We start from the raw sequence: 21,310 nt of genomic DNA on the forward strand, positions 1-21,310 counted from the left end.
GGTAGGGGAGAAAAAACCAACCTCAGGGCTGGTTTTTTATATATTAATCTTCTTTCAACTTGGCCAATTCTTGGGCAAGGAGTTTAAGGGCAACTTGTGGGTTGGCTTGGCCTTTGGTTGCTTTCATAAGGAATCCTGTAAAGGCCTTATCTGCGTTTCGTTTGCCTGACTTGAAGTCGGCAACTGCGACTTCGTTATCGGCAAAGACTTGGTGGATAATTGGAATCAAGACAGCTGGATCTGAGATTTGAACCATACCTGCTTTTTCCACGTATTCACGCGCGCCACCGCCATTTTTAGCAAGGTGGACAAAGACTTTCTTGGCAATCTTAGATGAAATAGTGCCGTCTTCGATGATGGCAATCATTTCAACCAAGTTTTCTGGTGTCAACTCGATTTGTTCCAGTGTCTTACCTTCGGCATTTAAGAACTGAGCAACCTCACCTTGGAGCCAGTTAGAAACTTGTTTGGCATCACCACCAAGAGCAACAGCTTTTTCAAAGAAGTCAGAAGTGACTTTATTTGCAGTCAACTGGCTAGCATCGTAGTCTGACAAGCCGAGGTCAGAGACGTAGCGAGCACGGCGTTCTTTTGGAAACTCTGGCAACTCTGTACGCATTTCCTCAATCCACTCGTCTGAGATTTCAAAGAGAGGTAGGTCTGGTTCTGGGAAGTAGCGGTAGTCTGCAGCACCTTCCTTGACACGCATGAGAATGGTTGCTTTGTTGGCTTCATCGTAACGGCGTGTCTCTTGGCGGATTTGACCACCTGAGCGAAGGATTTCAGCTTGACGTTGGACTTCATATTCAAGCCCCTTGCGGACATTTGAGAAGGAATTCAAGTTCTTCAACTCAGTCTTGGTACCGAATTTCTCTTGACCATAAGGACGAAGAGAGATGTTGGCATCCACACGCATAGAACCTTCTTCCATCTTAACGTCAGAAATACCAGCGTACTGGATGACTTCCTTGAGGGCTGTTAGATAAGCATAGGCTTCTTCAGGTGAACGCATATCTGCTTCAGATACAATCTCAATCAAGGGCACCCCTTGGCGGTTAAGGTCAACATAAGAGTAGCCATCTGTACCGTGGGTGTTTTTACCAGCGTCTTCTTCTAGGTGGGCACGTTCGATACCGATTTTCTTAGTCGTACCATCTTCTAGTTCCACTTCAATCCAGCCGTTGTAACCGATTGGCTCATCAAACTGAGAAATCTGGTAGGCTTTTGGATTATCAGGGTAGAAGTAGTTCTTGCGGTCAAAGTGCATTTTTTTGTGGATGTCCATATTGAGGGCAAGAGCAGCCTTGATGCCGGCATCGACAACACCTTTGTTGAGAACTGGCAGAACTCCTGGGAAAGACCAGTCAATCACGTTAGTGTTAGCGTTTTGGTCATTTCCAAAGTGGGCAGAAGTAGGTGAGAAGATTTTTGAATTGGTGTTGAGCTCTACGTGGACTTCAAGTCCAATGACTGTTTCAAAGTTCATTAGTTATCACCTCCAAAAATCACGGGTTGTTGTTTGTGGTAGTCTGTTGTTGCTTCAAAAGCAGCAGCAACTTGGTAAATGGTTTCCTCAGAGTACTTAGGACCAATCAATTGCAGTCCAACAGGTAGACCTTGAGAGAAGCCAGCAGGAATCGAAATTCCTGGCAGACCAGCTAAGTTGACTGGGATGGTCAAGAGGTCAGCCAAGTACATAGCAACTGGGTCGTGGTTGAGTGAGTCCAAGTCATAGGCAACACTAGGAGCAGTTGGGCCCAAAATCAAGTCGTAATCTGCAAAGACTTTTTCGAAATCTTGGATGATGAGGGTACGAACTTGACCAGCCTTCTTGTAGTAGGCATCATAGTAACCTGATGAAAGGCTGAAAGTACCTAGCATGATACGACGTTTCACCTCTTCACCGAAACCTTGGCTACGGCTGTTTACATAGATTTCATCAAGATTGGTTGCATCCTCTGCGCGGTAACCATAACGGATACCGTCAAAGCGTTGTAAGTTTGATGAAGCCTCAGATGAAGCGATGATGTAGTAGACCGCAACACCGTATTTAGAGTGAGGAAGGCTGACTTCTTCAACGATAGCACCAAGTTTTTCAAAATGTTTGGCCGCATTCAGGATGGTTTCTTTAACCTCTGGGTCAATTCCTTCGCCAAGATATTCTTTAGGCAAAGCGATTTTCATGCCCTTGATGTCTTGACCGATTTTTGAAGTAAAGTCGGCAATGCGAACAGGAGCAGAAGTAGAGTCTTTGGCATCTTCGCTAGCAATAGCGTTGAGCAAGAGGGCGTTTTCCTTAACAGTTGGTGCAAAAGGTCCAATCTGGTCTAATGAGCTACCAAAGGCAATGAGACCAAAACGTGAAACTGTTCCGTAGGTTGGTTTAAGACCAACAATCCCGTTGAAGGCAGCAGGTTGGCGGATAGAACCACCAGTATCAGAACCAAGTGACAAGCGGACTTGTCCTGAGGCTACAGCTGCAGCGGAACCACTTGATGAACCACCAGGAACCTTGGTCTGGTCCCAAGCATTTTTAGTGGCACCGTAGTAAGAAGTCTCACCTGATCCACCCATGGCAAACTCGTCCATGTTGGTCTTTCCGACGACAATCATACCCTTGGCTTTTGCATTGGCAACGGCTGTCGCATCAAAGATTGGCTCGTAGTTGTAGAGCATTTTTGAGGCAGCAGTTGTGAGGATACCATCTGTAGAGATATTATCCTTAACTGCAAGTGGAATTCCTGAAAGGACATTATCAGCGTCAATTCCAGCTTCATCAATAGCCTTAGCTTGCGCAAGGGCTTGCTCCTCAGCGATTGTGACGAAAGCGTTGATAGCTGTTTCGCGAGAGTTGATATCTTCAAGCGTAGCTTGTGTTAATTCAGTTGCTGAAATTTCCTTAGAGACAAGGAGATTATGTAAGTCTTCAATGGTTTTATTGTTAAAAGTCATTAGGCATCTCCTCCATCGTCTAGGATAGCTGGTACCTTGATATAGTAGTTATCTTTTTCAGGTACGTTTTTAAACAAGCGATCACGGTCTGTTCCTTCTTCGGCCACATCAGGGCGGAGTACGGTCTTGCGGTCAGCCATAGTTGTAGTAGGTGCGACACCAGTTGTGTCGACTTCGCCCAGCAATTCAACCATGTCAACAATCTTAGACAAGGTCGTAGCAAAGGCAGCAGTTTCTTCTTCAGAGAATCTTAATTTTGAAAGATTGGCAACGTGTGTTACCTCTTCTTGCGTAATTTTCATCTTGCATCCTTTCGTGAAATGATGATTTTTAGTCTGTTCTATTTTACCATATTTTCCTATAAATAAGGGAGGGAAAGGTGAAAAAAGACAGGTGGAGGCTAGAGAATGTGTCTTAATGGTGATTAATTTGAAAAGAGGATTTCAAAGGGGGAATTATATGGTACAATGGTGTAACAGAGAAGTGAAGACGGTGGTTACGAAATCGAAAGGATGGTGATGCTTATGTGCAGAACCCGTAAAATCTTAGTAGAAAGGAGTAACCAGATTTGTCACCCTTTGAGGTTTTGACACTCATGTTTGTAGCTGGTAACTTTGTTATCACGCTCCTGAAGTTCATCCTTGAATTGGTAAAAGAGACAAAAAAATAGCCGTCCTAACTTTGGCGAGTTAACGAGCTATTTTTTAGTTATGTAATTACAGCCACCGTCTTAAACGGCTCTGTGGGGTGTTGTTGACGCAACACCTTTTTCTATATTCATTGTAACATTTATTTTAAAAATTGCAAGTGGAATTGTTATGCTTTAGCAGTTTCTGATATAAAATAGAAATTGAAAAAAATGCTAAAATCCGATATAATGGAGTGTTGAAAGGAATGGTAAAATCCAATGTAAAAATCATTCTTAGCTATTGAAACAAGAAAAATAGATAATCAAAGAAAGAGAACTTATGAATATTCAAGAAGAAATTAAGAAACGTCGTACCTTTGCTATCATCTCTCACCCGGACGCGGGGAAAACAACCATTACTGAGCAGTTGCTCTACTTTGGGGGAGAGATTCGTGAGGCTGGTACGGTAAAAGGGAAGAAAACAGGGACTTTTGCCAAGTCTGACTGGATGGATATCGAGAAGCAACGTGGGATTTCGGTTACTTCATCTGTGATGCAGTTTGACTACGATGGTAAGCGCGTCAATATCCTCGACACACCAGGGCACGAGGACTTTTCAGAAGATACCTATCGTACCTTGATGGCGGTGGATGCTGCGGTCATGGTTGTGGACTCTGCCAAGGGTATCGAGGCCCAAACCAAGAAATTGTTTGAGGTTGTCAAACACCGCGGCATTCCTGTCTTTACCTTTATGAACAAGCTGGACCGTGACGGTCGTGAGCCGCTAGACCTTTTGCAAGAGTTGGAAGAAGTTCTAGGAATTGCTAGCTACCCAATGAACTGGCCTATCGGGATGGGGAAAGCCTTTGAAGGGCTCTATGACCTTTATAACCAACGCTTGGAGCTCTATAAAGGGGATGAGCGTTTTGCCAGTCTTGAAGCTGGGGACAAGCTTTTTGGCAGCAATCCTTTCTACGAACAAGTTAAGGATGATATTGAACTATTAAATGAAGCTGGGAATGAGTTTTCAGAGGAAGCTATTCTGGCTGGAGAATTGACACCAGTCTTCTTTGGTTCGGCCCTCACAAACTTTGGTGTGCAGACCTTCCTTGAAACCTTCCTTAAGTTTGCTCCAGAACCACATGGACACAAGAAAACAGATGGAGAAATTGTGGATCCTTACGACAAGGATTTCTCAGGATTTGTCTTTAAAATCCAAGCCAACATGGACCCTCGTCACCGTGACCGTATTGCCTTTGTTCGTATTGTATCGGGCGAATTTGAGCGTGGCATGAGTGTTAACCTACCTCGTACTGGTAAGGGTGCCAAACTATCTAATGTTACTCAGTTTATGGCAGAAAGTCGTGAGAATGTGACCAATGCCGTGGCAGGTGATATTATCGGGGTTTACGATACAGGTACTTATCAGGTTGGGGATACCTTGACGGTTGGAAAAAACAAGTTTGAATTTGAACCACTGCCAACCTTTACACCTGAGATTTTCATGAAAGTTTCTGCTAAGAATGTCATGAAGCAAAAATCTTTTCACAAGGGGATTGAGCAACTGGTGCAAGAAGGTGCCATTCAGCTTTATAAGAATTATCAAACAGGCGAGTACATGCTGGGGGCAGTCGGTCAGCTCCAGTTTGAAGTCTTCAAACATCGTATGGAAGGCGAGTACAATGCAGAAGTGGTCATGAGCCCAATGGGTAAAAAGACAGTTCGTTGGATTAAGCCAGAGGACTTGGATGAACGGATGTCATCAAGTCGCAATATCTTGGCAAAAGACCGTTTTGACCAACCAGTCTTCCTCTTTGAAAATGACTTTGCCCTCCGCTGGTTTGCGGATAAGTATCCAGACGTAGAGTTGGAAGAAAAAATGTAAATCGTTACAAATGACTAGCAACATAAAGTTGCTGTCATTTGACGGTAACCGCTATGGCGGTCTACCTAAACGCTTCACTAACTACGTTTGGCAAATGGAATCGATTTGCAAAACTCAGTGTCGTGAATAATAAGATAGCAAAGTATGTAGGGTTTTACCTTAGCCTTCTATAAAGAGATGTTGAATATTAGACCTTATTCGTTTTACTATTAACCTTTATGGTAATAACTTATAAATAAAAGAAAACTTCAGATATTCACCTTTTGTGATTGTTCTGAAGTTTTCTTTTTTACTGTCCATATTTTTGGTAAAAATTAACTTTTACTTGGATGAAGGTTTTTGCTTCACGTAGGAGTTGTAGGAGCGTGGCGCGGGTTTCAAATTCTTCTCTGGTCTTAGGCAGACTGCGGTTACGGAAGACTTCCAGATAGCGTTCGATTTCATCTAGTAAATCAGAAGCAGGATTGGTCTGGCTCAGTTGACCTGCAATTTTTGAAAAGAGTTGGGCTAAAATCAGGCTTTCACTGGCAGCTAGGCGACAGGTGTTGATTTGCTGGGCCATGTTTCGCAGGATGCGACTTTGTCGCTGTCTCATCTCAAAGTAGTGAATATGGTAATCAGTCTGGTGAAAGAGGTGGTCTGAGTGATCCAAATAGACCAGTCTGAGGGCTTCTTCCAAAAGGGTGTCCAATTCTTCAACCAACTGTGCTCGGTTGCGTCCATCCCCTCTGGATAAATAATATTTGAAGCGCTGGAGAATATCTTTTAACTTTTCTTCTACCAATGTGTGGTAATGATGAATTTCCTCTTCTCGTGAAGGCATGTAGAGATTGACAAGTAAGGCAAATCCTGTACCGATTGCAAAGAGAAGGAATTCATTGACTAAAAGGTCTGGAGAGGTTGATTTTTGTACCAAGAGATGGCTAACCAACACGCTACTTGGTGTGATGCCAATTTCCCAGCCCATCCTATAGGCTAGGGGAACATAAAGAGCCAGATAGAGGCCAAGGCTCCAGATATGAAATCCGCTCAAGTGAAAAGCCAGAACTCCGATAACCAAAGCTAGAAGCATGGAAAAGAGGCGATTGCGGGCTAGTTTTAAGGTACTTCTACGGGTATCGGATAGGCTCAAGAGGGCGATGATTCCAGCCGAGACAGCTGAGGAGAGATTGAGAAAATAAGCAAGAAGGCAGGCAAGACAGGTAGCTAAGATGAGCTTGGTCGTACGTTGGCTAATAGACATATGGATTTCCTAGTAAGTTCGAATAAAAGCGGAAAAGACAAGACCTGAGCAGGCTTGTCTTTATGAGTTATTTCTTACGGGCTGCTGCGTATTCGGCAACGGCAGTAAAGAGGACGTCTGTAGAAGAGTTGAGGGCTGTTTCACATGAGTCTTGGATGACACCAATCACAAATCCAACCCCAACAACTTGCATGGCAATATCGTTTGAAATACCAAAAAGGCTACAAGCAACTGGGATAAGAAGGAGGGATCCTCCGGCAATACCAGAAGCTCCACAGGCTGAGATGGCTGCTACTACACTAAGGACAAAGGCTGTTGCAAAGTCAACAGGAATTCCCAAAGTATTTACTGCAGCAAGGGTTAGAACGTTAATGGTAATCGCTGCCCCGGCCATGTTGATAGTAGAACCAAGTGGGATAGAAACTGAATAGGTATCTGGATCTAGTCCGAGATCCTGGCAAAGTTTCATATTGACAGGGATGTTAGCCGCAGAACTACGAGTGAAGAAGGCTGTCACACCGCTGACACGCAAACATTTCCAAACGAGGGGATAAGGGTTTCTCTTCATAAAGAGGAAGGCTATTAGTGGATTGACTACCAGAGCCACAAAGAGCATAGTTGTCACCAAGAGGGCAAGCAAGATTCCATAGTTAGCTAAACTGCCGATTCCCTTATCGGAGATGGTTTTGAAGACAAGGCCAAGGATTCCAAATGGAGCTAGGTTGATGATCCATTCGACAATCTTAGAAGTTACATCAGCCATAGTTTTCAGCAATTCTTTACTATTTTTGCTGGCCTCTCTCATAGCAATCCCGAAAACAACTGCCCAAGATAGGATACCGATGTAGTTGGCTGTGACAAGGGCATTGACTGGATTGTCAACCAGTTTGAGCAAGAGGTTGCTGAGAACCTGGCCAATCCCATCTGGTGGTGTAATTTCTGTATTGGCACTATTCAAGGCAATTTCAATAGGGACGATGAAACTTGCTAAGACAGCAACAAGTGCCGCTGCAAAGGTTCCTACCAAGTAAAGGAAGATAACCGTTTTCATGTTGCTATCTTGTCCCTTTTGATGTTGGGAAAGGGCGTTAGCAACGAGGGCAAAGACTAGAATAGGTGCGATGGCTTTTAGACCGCCAACAAAGAGATCTCCGAGTAGACCAATTCCTGAAATGTTAGGAAGTGTCAGACCTAGGGTTCCTCCAATAAGCATACCAATCAAAATCCGTTTGATTAGGCTTGCCTTATTCCAAGCATGAATGATTTTTTTCATAACAATCTCCTTTGTTGTGTAATGTTTATGATTATAGTATAAATATGAGCTAAAATCAAGAATTTTCTGTCTATTTCGGCTATTATTTTTGAATATTTATGGAGATTCATCACTTGTGAAAGTATGGTATAATAAATGAAAGGAGTTTTCTATGCAAGAATTTTTTCAAACCTACCTCAATAAGCTTGATATAACAACGATTATTGAGAATATCTTAACCAAGTTACTTTCTCTGTTATTCCTATTTTTACTCTTCTATATAGCTAAAAAACTGCTTCATACAATGGTGCAGAGAATTGTCAAACCTTCTCTAAAAATGTCTCGTCATGATGTCGGGCGTCAGAAAACCATTTCACGTTTATTAGAGAATGTGTTTAATTATACCCTTTATTTCTTTTTGCTTTATTGTATCTTGTCTATTTTGGGTTTGCCAGTTTCTAGTTTGCTTGCTGGAGCTGGGATTGCTGGGGTGGCTATTGGGATGGGAGCCCAAGGTTTTCTGTCTGATGTCATCAATGGCTTTTTCATCCTCTTTGAACGTCAACTGGATGTAGGAGATGAAGTTGTTTTGACAAATGGTCCTATTACTGTATCGGGCAAGGTTGTCAGTGTCGGCATTCGAACAACGCAACTCAGAGGAGAAGACCAGGTTCTGCACTTCGTTCCCAATCGGAATATCACCGTCGTCAGCAATTTCTCTCGGACAGACCAGGCCTGAAATTTTAGCAGATTTATGGTACAATAGAAAGAGTTTGGTAAAGGAGAGAAGATGTTTTTAGAAAAACAGTTGGGCAATGGTTGCGCCTGGATTAACCTAGATTTGGACAAGTTGAAAAAACTAGAGGACCTTTCTGAAATCTACGGTTTGGATAAGGAAACCATTGAATACGCACTGGATAGAAATGAGCGTGCCCATATGGATTATCACCGTGAAAATGGGACTGTGACCTTTATCTACAATGTCTTGAACTTGAAAAAGGATAAGGCATATTACGAAGCCTTTCCCATGACCTTTATAGTGGAACATCGACGCCTGATTACCATTAGTAATACCAAGAACGCCTATGTCATTGAACAGATGACCCGTTATCTGGAGAGTCATGACACGCTTTCGATTTACAAGTTTCTCTTTGCTAGTCTGGAAATCATCAGCAATGCCTACTATCCTGTCATCGAGCAGATGGACAAGAGTAAGGATGAAGTCAATGGCCTCTTGCGCCAGAGGACGACCAAGAAAAACCTCTTTGCCCTTTCCGACTTGGAGACTGGTATGGTTTACCTCACTGCGGCTGCAAAGCAAAATCGCATGTTGCTGGAGCATATTCAAGGGCATGCCCTCTATCGCAGTTTTAACGAGATTGAGAGAGAACAGTTTGATGATGCTATGATTGAGGCTCATCAATTGGTATCCATGACAGACTTGATTTCTCAAGTTCTCCAACAACTATCAGCATCTTACAACAACATCCTAAACAACAACCTGAATGATAATTTGACAACCTTGACTATCATCTCAGTCTTGCTAGCGGTTTTGGCAGTCGTGACAGGCTTTTTCGGAATGAATGTTCCCCTACCTTTAACAGATGAGCCCCATGCTTGGCTCTACATCAGTTTAGCCAGTGCAGGATTGTGGATTGTCTTGTCATTGTTATTAAGGAAAATTGCGAAAAAAAGTTAAGAAAAGGAGCCAGAATGGCGATTGAAAATTACATGCCAGATTTTGCTGTGGAAGCAGTTTATGATCTGACAGTTCCAAGCCTGCAGGCGCAGGGAATCAAGGCTGTTTTGGTCGATTTGGACAATACTCTCATCGCTTGGAATAACCCTGATGGGACGCCAGAGATGAAGCAATGGCTACATGATCTTCGGGACGCGGGTATTCGCATCATCGTGGTCTCAAATAACACCAAAAAACGAGTTCAACGTGCAGTTGAGAAGTTTGGAATTGATTATGTTTATTGGGCTCTGAAGCCCTTCACATTTGGGATTGACCGTGCCATGAAGGAATTTCACTATGAGAAAAGCGAAGTGGTCATGGTCGGTGACCAGCTCATGACAGATATTCGAGCAGCCCACCGTGCTGGCATTCGCTCGATTTTAGTCAAACCCTTGGTACAACATGACTCGATCAAAACTCAAATTAACCGAGCTCGTGAGCGTCGTGTCATGCGAAAAATCACTGAAAAGTACGGACCGATTACATATAAAAAAGGAATTTAATTATGGAAGAAATTCTCTGTATTGGTTGTGGAGCAACCATTCAGACGACAGACAAGGCTGGTCTTGGATTTACTCCCCAGTCAGCACTCGAAAAAGGTTTGGAGACTGGCGAAGTCTATTGCCAACGCTGTTTCCGTCTCCGCCACTACAATGAAATCACGGATGTCAAGTTGACGGACGATGATTTCCTCAAGCTCTTGCACGAGGTGGGAGACAGTGATGCCTTGGTGGTCAATGTCATTGATATCTTTGACTTTAATGGCTCTGTCATCCCAGGCTTACCACGTTTTGTATCGGGTAATGATGTCCTCTTAGTGGGAAATAAAAAAGATATTCTACCCAAGTCTGTTAAACCGGGCAAGATTAGCCAGTGGCTCATGGAACGTGCCCACGAAGAAGGTCTTCGTCCAGTCGATGTCGTCCTAACTTCGGCACAAAATAAGCAAGCCATTAAGGAAGTCATTGACAAGATTGAACACTATCGTAAGGGCCGTGATGTCTATGTGGTCGGCGTAACCAACGTTGGAAAATCAACCCTTATCAATGCTATTATCCAAGAAATCACGGGTGATCAGAATGTCATTACGACTTCGCGTTTCCCAGGGACAACCTTGGACAAGATTGAGATTCCGCTTGATGACGGCTCTTATATCTACGATACGCCGGGAATCATCCACCGCCACCAGATGGCCCACTACTTGACGGCTAAAAACCTCAAGTATGTCAGCCCTAAAAAGGAAATCAAGCCAAAAACCTATCAACTTAACCCTGAGCAAACCCTGTTTTTAGGCGGTTTGGGACGCTTTGACTTCATTGCAGGTGAGAAGCAAGGTTTCACAGCCTTCTTTGATAATGAACTCAAACTCCATCGTACCAAGTTAGAAGGCGCTAGTGCCTTTTACGATAAGCACGTCGGAACACTTCTGACACCACCAAATAGCAAGGAAAAAGAAGATTTTCCAAAACTAGTCCAACATGTCTTTACCATCAAGGACAAGACAGACCTAGTCATCTCTGGACTCGGCTGGATCCGCGTAACAGGCACCGCCAAAGTCGCCGTCTGGGCACCAGAAGGCGTCGCAGTAGTCACACGAAAAGCAATTATTTAAACAAAGAAAGGAAAGGGTTGTCTGAATTCGGGCGAGCAAGGCGAGCCCCATAGAGAATACTTTTCGCTGTGGTGTTAGTTGGTACAAGTGATTGTACCAACTGCGGAAAATTTGAGACCTTAGGCTCAAATTTTAGTCATGAAAGTCCGAAGGACTTTGCTGACGTCCGTCACCACTTCAGAAAAGTATAAAAAGAAACTCTTTTAAAGAAATTATGTCATTAACATCAAAACAACGTGCCTTCCTCAACAGCCAGGCACACACCCTCAAACCCATCATCCAAATCGGGAAAAATGGACTTAACGACCAAATCAAAACCAGCGTTCGTCAAGCTCTTGACGCTCGTGAATTAATCAAAGTAACGCTCTTGCAGAATACAGATGAAAACATCCACGAAGTAGCTGAAATCTTGGAAGAAGAAATCGGTGTGGATACAGTCCAAAAAATCGGACGCATCTTGATTTTGTTTAAACAATCTAGCAAGAAAGAGAATCGCAAGATTTCTAAAAAAGTCAAAGAAATCTAAAACCTACTCCAGACAACTGTTTTTACAGAGAAATAAAGGAGACTAGCCTATGGCAATCGAATTATTGACTCCCTTTACCAAGGTAGAGTTGGAGCCAGAAATCAAGGAGAAAAAACGCAAGCAAGTCGGGATTTTAGGGGGGAATTTTAACCCTATTCACAATGCCCATCTCATTGTTGCGGACCAAGTACGGCAACAGTTGGGATTGGATCAGGTGTTGCTCATGCCTGAGTACCAACCTCCTCATGTAGATAAAAAGGAAACCATCCCTGAGCACCATCGTCTCAAGATGCTTGAGTTGGCGATTGAGGGGATTGAAGGCCTAGCCATTGAAACCATCGAGTTAGAGCGCAAGGGTATTTCTTACACCTACGACACCATGAAAATCTTAACAGAGCAACATCCAGATACAGACTATTACTTTATCATCGGTGCTGACATGGTGGACTATCTGCCTAAGTGGTATCGAATTGATGAGCTGGTCGACATGGTTCAGTTTGTAGGGGTTCAGCGTCCACGCTACAAGGCAGGGACTTCCTATCCTGTTATCTGGGTGGATGTGCCTCTCATGGATATTTCGTCCAGCATGGTGCGTGATTTCCTTGCCCAAGGTCGAAAACCCAACTTTCTCCTACCTCAGCCGGTGCTAGATTACATCGAGAAGGAGGATCTCTACTGATGGCCTATCAAGACTATATCAACTGCTCTCGTGAGGCTTTGTTGGAAAAAATGGCAGAGCTTCTACCCGAAAAACGTTTAACCCATTGTTTGGGGGTGGAGAGTGCAGCCATAGAGCTAGCCGAGAGATTTGGGGTTGATGCCGAGAAAGCTGGTCTTGCAGGACTTCTCCACGACTATGCTAAAAAGCTGTCAGATCAGGAATTTCTAGACTTGATTGACCGTTATCAACTAGACCCTGACCTCAAAAACTGGGGTAATAATGTTTGGCATGGTATGGTTGGTATCTACAAGATTCAGGAAGATTTGGATTTGCATGATTCAGAAATCCTGCGAGCCATTGAAATCCATACAGTCGGGGCTGACCAGATGACAGACTTAGACAAGGTCGTCTATGTAGCAGACTATATCGAGCACAATCGTGCCTTTCCGGGAGTGGACCAGGCGCGTGAGATTGCAAGTCTATCGCTTAATAAGGCGGTGGCCTATGAAACAGCTCGTACTGTGGAGCATCTAGCTCATCAGGGATTCCCCATCTATCCCCAAACCCTTGAAACCTATAACGCCTTTGTGCACTATTTGAAAGAGGACTAAATGAAGACGGCTTTTATAATCATTGATGTTCAGAATATTTTAGTGGAAACTGGTTTTCAGACAAATAGTCTATTGGAAAAAATTTCTTATTTACAAAACCAGGCTAGAAGCAAGAATATTGAAATTGTCTATGTTCAACATATTGAGAACGCTGAAGCTCAAACATCAGAAGATTGGCAGTTATCTGAGCTTTTAAGTCGAAAACCTAATGAAAAGGTCTTTCAGAAGAAGTATAACAGTATTTTCAAAGAAACTGGTTTAAAAGAATACTTGGATAAACAGGGGATTGAAAAATTAGTTTTATGTGGTATGCAGACAGAATATTGTGTGGATACCTCTGTCAAGGTTGCCTTTGAATATGGCTATCAGATTATTATTCCAGAAGGAACTTGCACAACGTTTGATGGGAAAGACATTCCAGCAGAAACGATAAATGAATTTTATGAGGGCATTTGGGAGGGGCGCTTTGCAGATGTCCTAGATTACAAACATATTTTCTAGAAAGAGGACTAAATGAACGAAAAAGAATTACTAGAACTAGTCGTGAAAGCGGCTGATGAGAAACGTGCGGAGGATATCCTCGCACTTGACGTACAAGATTTGACCAGCGTGACGGACTACTTTGTTATCACTAGCTCGATGAATAGCCGTCAGTTGGACGCTATCGCTGACAATATCCGTGAAAAAGTAGCTCAAGCAGGCTTTAAAGGAAGTCATATCGAAGGAGATGCAACTGGAGGCTGGGTTTTGCTGGACCTCGGTGCTGTCGTTGTGCATATCTTCTCAGAAGAAATGCGTGCCCACTATAACCTAGAGAAGCTATGGCATGAGGCAGAGTCAGTAGATATTTCAGAAGCTCTTGCTTAGAAGGTGAACTCAGTTGTAGTCAACTGGGTTTCTTTGCTTATTTTAGAAAATTGATTGAAAGGTAAAGGGCGAGTGGTGTTTGCCATGGAGGCTCTTGGTATCATGATTATGGCAACTTATGAAACCTTTGCAGCGGTCTATGATGCGGTCATGGACGATAGTTTATATGATAAATGGACAGATTTTTCTATGCGTCATTTGCCTAAGACAAAGGAGAGAAAGAAACTCTTGGAATTGGCTTGTGGAACAGGTATCCAGTCTGTCCGTTTTTCTCAAGCTGGTTTTGATGTGACAGGACTCGACTTGAGCGCGGATATGTTGAAGATTGCGGAGAAGAGAGCTGCTTCCGCAAAGCAAAAGATTGATTTTATGGAAGGCAATATGCTGGATTTGTCCAAGGCAGGTCAATATGATTTTGTCACTTGTTATTCGGACTCAATCTGCTACATGCAGGATGAAGTGGAAGTAGGAGACGTCTTTAAGGAAGTCTATAATGCCCTCAACGAAGATGGTGTCTTTATCTTTGATGTGCATTCAACCTACCAGACTGATGAGGTTTTTCCAGGCTATTCTTACCATGAAAATGCGGAAGAGTTCGCCATGCTCTGGGATACCTACGAGGATGCGGCGCCTCACTCCATCGTGCATGAGTTGACCTTCTTTATCAAGGAAGCGGATGGTTCCTTTAGTCGCCACGATGAAGTGCATGAGGAGCGGACTTATGAGGTTCTGACCTATGATATTTTGCTGGAACAGGCTGGTTTCAAGTCCTTCAAACTCTATGCCGACTTTGAGGACAAAGAACCAACAGAAACCAGTGCCCGTTGGTTTTTTGTGGCGCAGAAGTAGGAGATTAGCATGACCATAACAGGTATTATCGCGGAGTTTAATCCTTTTCATAATGGGCATAAATACATGCTGGATCAGGCTGAGGGGCTGAAAATTGTTGCCATGTCTGGTAATTTTATGCAGCGAGGAGAGCCTGCTATCGTTGACAAGTGGACACGGGCCCAGATGGCTCTGGAAAATGGCGCAGATTTGGTAGTAGAATTGCCCTTTTTAGTCAGTGTTCAGGCAGCAGATTTCTTTGGTCAAGGTGCTGTGGATATCTTAGCTCAGTTAGGGATTGATAACTTAGCCTTTGGGACGGAGGAAGTTCTGGATTACCAGAAAATCGCTGACTTATACACAGAGAAAGGTGCTGAGATGGAGAAATTTGTGGAAAATCTGCCTGATTCTCTTTCCTATCCCCAGAAAACTCAGGCCATGTGGAAGGAATTTGCAGGTCTTGATTTTTCAGGCAATACACCCAATCATGTCCTTGCTCTGGCCTATGCCAAGGCAGTTGCAGGACGAAACATCAGGCTGCATCCGATTCAGCGTCAGGGGGCGGGTTATCATTCTGTGGATAAGGATGTGGACTTTGCCTCTGCGACAGCTCTGCGTCAGCACCAGAGGGACAAAGATTTCTTAGAACGCTTTATGCCTTCTGTTGCCCTCTTTGAGCAGGCCAGTAAGGTGAGCTGGGAAGACTACTTTCCTATGCTCCGCTATCAAATCTTGTCAAATCCAGACTTAACAACGATCTATCAGGTCAATCAAGAAATGGCTGTGCGCATTAAGGAAGCTATCAAGACAGCCCAGTCTGTGGAAGAATTGGTCGAGGTGGTTGCGACCAAACGCTACACTAAGGCGCGTATTAGACGTCTCTTAACCTATATCTTGGTGCAAGCTAGAGAAGGTAACTTGCCAGAAGCCATTCATATCCTTGGTTTTACCGAAAAAGGCAGACAGCATCTCAAGTCTTTGAAAGGTCAGGTCAGTCTAGTCAGCCGAATTGGCAAAGAACCTTGGGATGTCATGACTCAAAAGGCAGACCAGATTTACCAACTAGGAAATCCAAGTATAGCAGAACAGAATTTTGGAAGAGTACCGATTAGAATAGAAAAGAACTAAGTCTACTGCGAAGTAGGCTTTTTCTCAAATCTCTACTAAGCAACTATTTCTAAGAAATAAGGATTGCACAGATATATTTTAGTAAAATAAACTCCAAATTCCCCAAAACATATTCTATTTTAGGTTTGTGAAAATCACTTTTTTATGGTAGAATGTAAAAGAATGTATGTCATTCGGAATAACAATAAAATGAGGTAAAAACATGGAGATCATGTCGCTTGCGATTGCTGTTTTTGCCGTCATCATTGGTTTAGTCATTGGATATGTCAGCATCTCAGCTAAGATGAAATCATCTCAGGAAGCTGCAGAGTTGATGCTTTTAAATGCTGAACAAGAAGCAACTAATTTACGTGGACAAGCTGAACGTGAAGCGGATTTACTTGTTAATGAAGCCAAACGTGAAAGTAAGTCTCTTAAAAAAGAAGCACTATTGGAGGCCAAAGAAGAAGCCAGAAAATACCGTGAAGAAGTGGACGCTGAATTTAAGTCAGAACGTCAAGAACTCAAACAAATCGAAAGTCGCTTGACAGAGAGAGCTACTAGCCTCGACCGTAAGGACGACAATTTGACGAGTAAGGAACAAACACTTGAACAAAAAGAACAAAGTATTTCTGATAGAGCGAAAAACCTTGATGCGCGTGAAGAGCAATTAGAGGAAGTCGAAAGACAAAAAGAAGCAGAACTAGAGCGTATTGGTGCCCTGTCTCAGGCAGAAGCACGAGATATTATCTTGGCACAGACAGAGGAGAACTTGACCAAGGAGATTGCCAGCCGTATTCGCGAAGCTGAGCAAGAGGTCAAGGAACGTTCTGACAAAATGGCCAAGGACATCCTGGTTCAAGCTATGCAACGTATTGCTGGTGAGTATGTGGCGGAGTCAACAAACTCAACGGTTCATCTGCCAGACGATACTATGAAGGGACGCATTATTGGTCGTGAAGGTCGTAACATTCGTACCTTTGAAAGTTTGACAGGGGTCGATGTGATTATCGACGATACACCAGAAGTGGTGACCTTGTCAGGTTTTGATCCGATTCGTCGCGAGATTGCCCGTATGACTATGGAAATGTTGCTCAAGGATGGTCGTATTCATCCAGCTCGTATCGAAGAGTTAGTTGAGAAAAACCGTCAAGAGATTGACAATAAAATCCGTGAATATGGTGAGGCTGCTGCCTATGAGATTGGTGCGCCAAACCTTCATCCAGACTTGATGAAGATTATGGGACGTTTGCAGTTCCGTACTTCTTATGGACAAAATGTCTTGCGTCATTCGATTGAGGTTGCTAAGTTGGCTGGTATCATGGCGAGTGAACTTGGTGAAAATGCGGCTCTTGCCCGTCGTGCTGGATTCCTTCACGATATCGGGAAAGCTATTGACCGCGAGGTTGAAGGTAGTCACGTTGAAATTGGTATGGAATTGGCTCGTAAGTACAAGGAACATCCAGTTGTGGTCAATACGATTGCTAGTCACCACGGTGATGTCGAACCAGAAAGCGTGATTGCAGTAATCGTTGCTGCAGCAGATGCCTTGAGTGCGGCACGTCCAGGTGCTCGTAGTGAGTCTCTTGAAAGCTACATCAAGCGTCTTCATGATTTGGAAGAAATTGCGAACGGCTTTGAAGGGGTACAAAATAGCTTTGCCCTTCAAGCAGGACGTGAAATCCGTATCATGGTCAATCCAGGACAAATCAAGGACGACAAAGTCACAATCTTGGCTCACAAAGTTCGTGAGAAAATTGAAAACAATCTCGATTACCCAGGAAATATCAAGGTAACCGTGATTCGCGAGCTTCGTGCAGTAGATTATGCCAAATAAATAAGAAAGAGCAGTTGAAAAATTACTGCTTTTTTGTTACACTAGATAGAAAGACTGTAAAGGATAATCTGGCTTTTTGCCGTTATTCTAGAGAAATGTAATTTCACAGACTGACTAAAAGGAGACACAATGGCAGACCGAGGCTTACTAATCGTATTTTCTGGTCCTTCAGGGGTTGGAAAAGGAACGGTTAGAAGAGAGATTTTTGAGAGTTCTGAAAACCAATTTCAATACTCTGTATCGATGACGACACGCGCACAACGTCCTGGAGAAGTGGACGGTGTTGACTATTTCTTCCGTACTCGAGAAGAGTTTGAAGAGCTGATTCGTCAAGGACAGATGTTGGAATACGCAGAATATGTCGGCAACTACTATGGAACTCCTCTGACCTATGTTAATGAAACCTTGGACAAGGGAATCGATGTCTTCCTTGAAATTGAGGTTCAGGGTGCTCTTCAGGTCAAGAAAAAGGTTCCAGATGCTGTCTTTATCTTCCTGACACCACCAGATTTGGATGAATTGCAAGATCGTTTGGTAGGTCGTGGAACAGACAGTGCAGAAGTGATTGCCCAACGAATCGAAAAGGCCAAGGAAGAAATTGCCCTCATGCGTGAGTATGATTATGCGATTGTCAACGATCAGGTGCCCCTAGCTGCTGAGCGTGTCAAACGTGTGATCGAAGCAGAGCACTTTCGTGTGGATCGTGTCATTGGTCATTATCAGGAGATGTTACCAAAATCTCCAACTACCCGATAAAATTTAGAAAATAGGTACAAGCAAATGATGTTAAAACCCTCTATTGATACCTTGCTCGACAAGGTTCCATCAAAATATTCACTCGTAATCTTGGAAGCAAAACGTGCCCACGAATTGGAAGCAGGTGCGCCTGCAACTCAAGGTTTCAAATCTGAAAAATCAACTCTTCGCGCTTTAGAAGAAATCGAATCAGGAAACGTTACAATTCACCCAGATCCAGAAGGAAAACGTGAAGCAGTGCGTCGCCGTATCGAAGAAGAAAAACGCCGCAAAGAAGAAGAAGAAAAGAAAATCAAAGAGCAAATCGCTAAAGAAAAAGAAGATGGTGAAAAAATTTAAGGTTGGGGGGACTCAATCTTATTTTTTCTATTGCAAGAATATACTGACAAGGAGGAGGTGAGAAGATGGCGATTGCCAAGATTATTGTAGATGTGCCCTTGATGCAGACGGACCAGCCCTATAGTTACAGGATTCCAGAGGAATTTCTGGGAATGCTGGAAGTTGGGATGCGGGTTCATGTGCCCTTTGGTAAGGGGAATCGCCTGATTCAAGGGATTGTTCTTGGTTTGGACTCCCAATCAGATGAAGCGGAGATGGAGCAAGATTTAAAAGATATTGCCGAGGTGTTGGATTTTTCCCCTGTTCTGACGCAAGAACAACTCTGGCTGGCTGAGGAGCTCCGTAAGTCTGTCTTTTCTTACAAAATCTCTATACTTAAGGCTATGTTGCCAGGATTTCTAAATTCTAGCTATGACAAGATTCTCTATCCTCTGGAAGGTCTGAGTCAGGAAGACAGAGAGCGTCTGTTTGGTTCAGAAGATTCACTTGCCTTTTCCTCTCTAGACATCTCCAAACAGGCCGAAATGATGCGTTTGACTAGAAAAGGCCTGCTTGCTTTGGAGTATCAGGCAGTCGATCAAAAGAAGGTCAAGACCCAGTCTTGGTATGAGGTAGACCTTGCTCAATTAGAAAGTGTAGAGATTTCTACACGCGCCAAGAAAAAGTTAGAACTGAGAGACTATTTGCTTTCTCATCCTGAGAGTGCTTCCTTGGCTAGTTTGTTAGAGTCCTATTCGCGGGAGCAAGTCAATTTCTTTGTGGAACAAGGTGCTGTGACCATAGTCCAAAAGGAAGTGCAACGCTCGGCTGCTTATTTTGAAGGGATTGAAGCAAGTCAGCCTTTGGAATTGAATCCAGAGCAAAGACAGGCGCGTGATGCGGTTGTGAGTGCGATTGACAGTCATCAACCTCCCTTCCTCCTTCAAGGGATTACAGGAAGTGGGAAGACCGAGGTTTATTTACAGATTATCCAAGGGGCCTTGGATAAGGGAAAAACAGCTATTTTGCTGGTGCCTGAGATTTCCTTGACTCCACAGATGACGGAGCGTTTTATATCACGTTTTGGGGACAAGGTGGCCATTCTTCACTCAGGCCTGTCCAATGGTGAAAAGTATGATGAATGGCGCAAGGTGGAGCGCGGAGACGCTCAAGTTGTTGTTGGTGCCAGATCGGCCATTTTTGCTCCGCTGAAAAATCTAGGTGTCATGATTATCGATGAAGAGCATGAAGCAACTTATAAGCAGGATAGTAATCCTCGTTACCATGCCAGAGAAGTGGCTATTTTACGGGCCCAGTATAATCAAGCGGCTCTGGTGCTTGGGTCTGCAACGCCGAGCTTAGAGAGCCGGGCGCGTGCTGGCAAAGGTGTCTATCAACACTTACGTCTAACCCAACGTGCCAATCCTTTGGCTACAATCCCTGAGGTTCAAGTGATTGACTTTCGAGACTATATCGGACAAAATGAGACGTCAAACTTTACGCCACCTTTGCTAGAAGCGATTCAGGACCGTCTGGCTAAAAAAGAGCAGGTGGTTCTCATGCTCAATCGCCGTGGTTATTCTAGCTTTGTCATGTGTCGGGAGTGTGGGACGGTAGATACTTGTCCCAACTGTGACATTTCCTTGACCTTGCACATGGATACCAAGACCATGAACTGCCATTATTGTGGTTTTTCAAAGGACATTCCTCAGGTCTGTCCTAACTGTAAGAGTCGAAGTATTCGTTACTACGGGACGGGGACACAGAAGGCTTATGATGAGCTGGCAGAACTCTTCCCGCAGGCCCGCGTTTTGCGGATGGATGTGGACACGACTCGTAAGAAAGGTAGTCACCAAGCTCTTCTTGACCAGTTTGGGCGAGGAGAAGCAGATATTTTACTGGGTACTCAGATGATTGCCAAGGGATTGGATTTTCCCAATGTGACCTTAGTCGGAGTTCTCAATGCGGATACGGCATTGAATCTACCAGATTTCCGTTCTTCTGAGAGAACCTTCCAGCTCTTGACTCAGGTGGCAGGCCGTGCAGGTCGTGCGGAAAAAGCTGGGCAGGTCTTGATCCAGTCTTACAATCCTGAGCACTATGCCATTCGTTTTGCCAAAGATCAGGATTACGAAGGCTTTTATACCTATGAAATGGGTATCAGACGACAACTAGGCTATCCACCTTACTATTTCACCATTGGCATTACCCTTTCTCACAAGAAAGAAGAAGAGGTGGTCAAACGTGCCTATGAAGTCATGAACATTTTGCGGTCAGGTTTGTCTGAAACCAGTAACATCCTTGGACCGACGCCAAAACCGATTGCTCGTACCCACAACCTCTATCATTACCAGATTTTAATTAAATACCGTTTAGAAAATGAGCTGGGGCCGACCCTCAATCAGGTCTTGGCCCTGACTCAAGAACGGGAAAATAGTGAGCTCCGTCTCAGCATTGACCATGAGCCACAGCAATTTTTATAAGAAGGA

22 protein-coding genes are annotated in these 21,310 nt (G+C 43.8%); 17 read left to right on the forward strand and 5 right to left on the reverse strand.

From position 1 onward, the window contains the following. Positions 1 to 43: 43 nt before the first annotated feature. Genes gatB through gatC form a run of 3 tightly spaced genes read right to left on the reverse strand, consistent with a single transcriptional unit; the run spans position 44 to position 3,254 of the window. A complete protein-coding gene (gene gatB / locus D7D53_RS00930; RefSeq protein WP_120769840.1) occupies positions 44 to 1,486 on the reverse strand; it encodes an Asp-tRNA(Asn)/Glu-tRNA(Gln) amidotransferase subunit GatB in 1,443 nt (480 codons plus the stop codon). Beyond that, positions 1,486 to 2,952 (reverse strand): Asp-tRNA(Asn)/Glu-tRNA(Gln) amidotransferase subunit GatA, encoded by a 1,467-nt coding sequence (gene gatA / locus D7D53_RS00935; RefSeq protein WP_120769841.1) that lies wholly within the window; start codon positions 2,950 to 2,952, stop codon positions 1,486 to 1,488. The genes gatB and gatA overlap by 1 nt, the downstream gene beginning before the upstream one ends. Beyond that, complete coding sequence (gene gatC, locus D7D53_RS00940) at positions 2,952 to 3,254, reverse strand: Asp-tRNA(Asn)/Glu-tRNA(Gln) amidotransferase subunit GatC (protein ID WP_000705419.1); 303 nt, start codon at positions 3,252 to 3,254, stop codon at positions 2,952 to 2,954. Before gatC ends, gatA begins: the two co-directional genes overlap by 1 nt. Before the next feature lie 293 nt (positions 3,255 to 3,547). Here gatC and D7D53_RS10110 point away from each other — a divergent pair, with 293 nt between their 5' ends. Further along, positions 3,548 to 3,622: a hypothetical protein gene (locus D7D53_RS10110; protein WP_232610068.1), complete on the forward strand. Its 75-nt coding sequence runs from the start codon at positions 3,548 to 3,550 to the stop codon at positions 3,620 to 3,622. Positions 3,623 to 3,920: 298 nt separating this feature from the next. Next, the gene (locus tag D7D53_RS00945; protein ID WP_120769842.1) at positions 3,921 to 5,465 is read left to right on the forward strand and encodes a peptide chain release factor 3; all 1,545 of its coding nucleotides are present in this window, start codon (positions 3,921 to 3,923) and stop codon (positions 5,463 to 5,465) included. A gap of 289 nt (positions 5,466 to 5,754) precedes the next feature. On the opposite strand, the gene D7D53_RS00950 is transcribed toward D7D53_RS00945, so the two are convergent. After that, the gene (locus D7D53_RS00950) at positions 5,755 to 6,708 is read right to left on the reverse strand and encodes an aromatic acid exporter family protein (RefSeq protein WP_120769843.1); all 954 of its coding nucleotides are present in this window, start codon (positions 6,706 to 6,708) and stop codon (positions 5,755 to 5,757) included. 67 nt (positions 6,709 to 6,775) lie between these two features. Further along, positions 6,776 to 7,981: a serine/threonine transporter SstT gene (sstT, locus tag D7D53_RS00955; protein ID WP_120769844.1), complete on the reverse strand. Its 1,206-nt coding sequence runs from the start codon at positions 7,979 to 7,981 to the stop codon at positions 6,776 to 6,778. A 151-nt stretch (positions 7,982 to 8,132) separates the two neighbouring features. Here sstT and D7D53_RS00960 point away from each other — a divergent pair, with 151 nt between their 5' ends. From D7D53_RS00960 to D7D53_RS01030, 15 genes are all read left to right on the forward strand, one after another. Beyond that, positions 8,133 to 8,699, forward strand: coding sequence for a mechanosensitive ion channel family protein (locus tag D7D53_RS00960; RefSeq protein ID WP_061650891.1), 567 nt, complete (start codon positions 8,133 to 8,135; stop codon positions 8,697 to 8,699). Positions 8,700 to 8,750: 51 nt separating this feature from the next. Further along, positions 8,751 to 9,659, forward strand: coding sequence for a magnesium transporter CorA family protein (locus D7D53_RS00965; RefSeq protein WP_120769845.1), 909 nt, complete (start codon positions 8,751 to 8,753; stop codon positions 9,657 to 9,659). Positions 9,660 to 9,673: 14 nt separating this feature from the next. Continuing rightward, positions 9,674 to 10,201: a YqeG family HAD IIIA-type phosphatase gene (locus D7D53_RS00970; RefSeq protein ID WP_000963748.1), complete on the forward strand. Its 528-nt coding sequence runs from the start codon at positions 9,674 to 9,676 to the stop codon at positions 10,199 to 10,201. A 2-nt stretch (positions 10,202 to 10,203) separates the two neighbouring features. Then, entirely contained in the window at positions 10,204 to 11,310 is a 1,107-nt protein-coding gene (gene yqeH, locus D7D53_RS00975; protein WP_120769846.1) for a ribosome biogenesis GTPase YqeH, read from the forward strand. Positions 11,311 to 11,524: 214 nt separating this feature from the next. Continuing rightward, entirely contained in the window at positions 11,525 to 11,836 is a 312-nt protein-coding gene (gene yhbY / locus D7D53_RS00980; RefSeq protein ID WP_000060169.1) for a ribosome assembly RNA-binding protein YhbY, read from the forward strand. Positions 11,837 to 11,885: 49 nt separating this feature from the next. Further along, the gene (locus D7D53_RS00985) at positions 11,886 to 12,515 is read left to right on the forward strand and encodes a nicotinate-nucleotide adenylyltransferase (protein WP_120769847.1); all 630 of its coding nucleotides are present in this window, start codon (positions 11,886 to 11,888) and stop codon (positions 12,513 to 12,515) included. After that, positions 12,515 to 13,108: a bis(5'-nucleosyl)-tetraphosphatase (symmetrical) YqeK gene (gene yqeK / locus D7D53_RS00990; RefSeq protein WP_120769848.1), complete on the forward strand. Its 594-nt coding sequence runs from the start codon at positions 12,515 to 12,517 to the stop codon at positions 13,106 to 13,108. Before D7D53_RS00985 ends, yqeK begins: the two co-directional genes overlap by 1 nt. Next, positions 13,109 to 13,609: a cysteine hydrolase family protein gene (locus tag D7D53_RS00995; RefSeq protein WP_120769849.1), complete on the forward strand. Its 501-nt coding sequence runs from the start codon at positions 13,109 to 13,111 to the stop codon at positions 13,607 to 13,609. Between the two features lie 12 nt (positions 13,610 to 13,621). Continuing rightward, a complete protein-coding gene (gene rsfS, locus D7D53_RS01000) occupies positions 13,622 to 13,975 on the forward strand; it encodes a ribosome silencing factor (RefSeq protein ID WP_120769850.1) in 354 nt (117 codons plus the stop codon). A gap of 108 nt (positions 13,976 to 14,083) precedes the next feature. Then, positions 14,084 to 14,824 (forward strand): class I SAM-dependent DNA methyltransferase, encoded by a 741-nt coding sequence (locus D7D53_RS01005; protein WP_281268646.1) that lies wholly within the window; start codon positions 14,084 to 14,086, stop codon positions 14,822 to 14,824. A gap of 9 nt (positions 14,825 to 14,833) precedes the next feature. Then, on the forward strand, positions 14,834 to 15,931 hold the full coding sequence (locus D7D53_RS01010) for a nucleotidyltransferase (RefSeq protein ID WP_120769851.1): 1,098 nt from the start codon (positions 14,834 to 14,836) through the stop codon (positions 15,929 to 15,931). A gap of 202 nt (positions 15,932 to 16,133) precedes the next feature. Next, positions 16,134 to 17,747, forward strand: a complete 1,614-nt coding sequence (locus D7D53_RS01015; RefSeq protein WP_120769852.1) for a ribonuclease Y — start codon at positions 16,134 to 16,136, stop codon at positions 17,745 to 17,747. Between the two features lie 129 nt (positions 17,748 to 17,876). Continuing rightward, positions 17,877 to 18,503 carry a guanylate kinase gene (gmk, locus tag D7D53_RS01020; RefSeq protein WP_000775041.1) on the forward strand — a complete coding sequence of 209 codons (627 nt, stop codon included), beginning with the start codon at positions 17,877 to 17,879 and terminating at the stop codon, positions 18,501 to 18,503. Between the two features lie 24 nt (positions 18,504 to 18,527). Continuing rightward, positions 18,528 to 18,842, forward strand: coding sequence for a DNA-directed RNA polymerase subunit omega (gene rpoZ / locus D7D53_RS01025; RefSeq protein ID WP_000979235.1), 315 nt, complete (start codon positions 18,528 to 18,530; stop codon positions 18,840 to 18,842). Between the two features lie 65 nt (positions 18,843 to 18,907). Further along, a complete protein-coding gene (locus tag D7D53_RS01030; RefSeq protein ID WP_120769853.1) occupies positions 18,908 to 21,304 on the forward strand; it encodes a primosomal protein N' in 2,397 nt (798 codons plus the stop codon). Positions 21,305 to 21,310: the final 6 nt, after the last annotated feature.

Source organism: Streptococcus gwangjuense, from assembly GCF_003627155.1.
GTDB classification, from domain to species: Bacteria; Bacillota; Bacilli; order Lactobacillales; family Streptococcaceae; genus Streptococcus; species Streptococcus gwangjuensis.

What these genes read in the sequence shown, in the direction of transcription:
- gatB (WP_120769840.1), bottom strand. Translation starts at nt 1,486, where the DNA reads ATGAACTTTGAAACAGTCATTGGACTTGAAGTCCACGTAGAGCTCAAC.
- gatA (WP_120769841.1), bottom strand. Translation starts at nt 2,952, where the DNA reads ATGACTTTTAACAATAAAACCATTGAAGACTTACATAATCTCCTTGTC.
- gatC (WP_000705419.1), bottom strand. Translation starts at nt 3,254, where the DNA reads ATGAAAATTACGCAAGAAGAGGTAACACACGTTGCCAATCTTTCAAAA.
- D7D53_RS00945 (WP_120769842.1), top strand. Translation starts at nt 3,921, where the DNA reads ATGAATATTCAAGAAGAAATTAAGAAACGTCGTACCTTTGCTATCATC.
- D7D53_RS00950 (WP_120769843.1), bottom strand. Translation starts at nt 6,708, where the DNA reads ATGTCTATTAGCCAACGTACGACCAAGCTCATCTTAGCTACCTGTCTT.
- sstT (WP_120769844.1), bottom strand. Translation starts at nt 7,981, where the DNA reads ATGAAAAAAATCATTCATGCTTGGAATAAGGCAAGCCTAATCAAACGG.
- D7D53_RS00960 (WP_061650891.1), top strand. Translation starts at nt 8,133, where the DNA reads ATGCAAGAATTTTTTCAAACCTACCTCAATAAGCTTGATATAACAACG.
- D7D53_RS00965 (WP_120769845.1), top strand. Translation starts at nt 8,751, where the DNA reads ATGTTTTTAGAAAAACAGTTGGGCAATGGTTGCGCCTGGATTAACCTA.
- D7D53_RS00970 (WP_000963748.1), top strand. Translation starts at nt 9,674, where the DNA reads ATGGCGATTGAAAATTACATGCCAGATTTTGCTGTGGAAGCAGTTTAT.
- yqeH (WP_120769846.1), top strand. Translation starts at nt 10,204, where the DNA reads ATGGAAGAAATTCTCTGTATTGGTTGTGGAGCAACCATTCAGACGACA.
- yhbY (WP_000060169.1), top strand. Translation starts at nt 11,525, where the DNA reads ATGTCATTAACATCAAAACAACGTGCCTTCCTCAACAGCCAGGCACAC.
- D7D53_RS00985 (WP_120769847.1), top strand. Translation starts at nt 11,886, where the DNA reads ATGGCAATCGAATTATTGACTCCCTTTACCAAGGTAGAGTTGGAGCCA.
- yqeK (WP_120769848.1), top strand. Translation starts at nt 12,515, where the DNA reads ATGGCCTATCAAGACTATATCAACTGCTCTCGTGAGGCTTTGTTGGAA.
- D7D53_RS00995 (WP_120769849.1), top strand. Translation starts at nt 13,109, where the DNA reads ATGAAGACGGCTTTTATAATCATTGATGTTCAGAATATTTTAGTGGAA.
- rsfS (WP_120769850.1), top strand. Translation starts at nt 13,622, where the DNA reads ATGAACGAAAAAGAATTACTAGAACTAGTCGTGAAAGCGGCTGATGAG.
- D7D53_RS01005 (WP_281268646.1), top strand. Translation starts at nt 14,084, where the DNA reads ATGGCAACTTATGAAACCTTTGCAGCGGTCTATGATGCGGTCATGGAC.
- D7D53_RS01010 (WP_120769851.1), top strand. Translation starts at nt 14,834, where the DNA reads ATGACCATAACAGGTATTATCGCGGAGTTTAATCCTTTTCATAATGGG.
- D7D53_RS01015 (WP_120769852.1), top strand. Translation starts at nt 16,134, where the DNA reads ATGGAGATCATGTCGCTTGCGATTGCTGTTTTTGCCGTCATCATTGGT.
- gmk (WP_000775041.1), top strand. Translation starts at nt 17,877, where the DNA reads ATGGCAGACCGAGGCTTACTAATCGTATTTTCTGGTCCTTCAGGGGTT.
- rpoZ (WP_000979235.1), top strand. Translation starts at nt 18,528, where the DNA reads ATGATGTTAAAACCCTCTATTGATACCTTGCTCGACAAGGTTCCATCA.
- D7D53_RS01030 (WP_120769853.1), top strand. Translation starts at nt 18,908, where the DNA reads ATGGCGATTGCCAAGATTATTGTAGATGTGCCCTTGATGCAGACGGAC.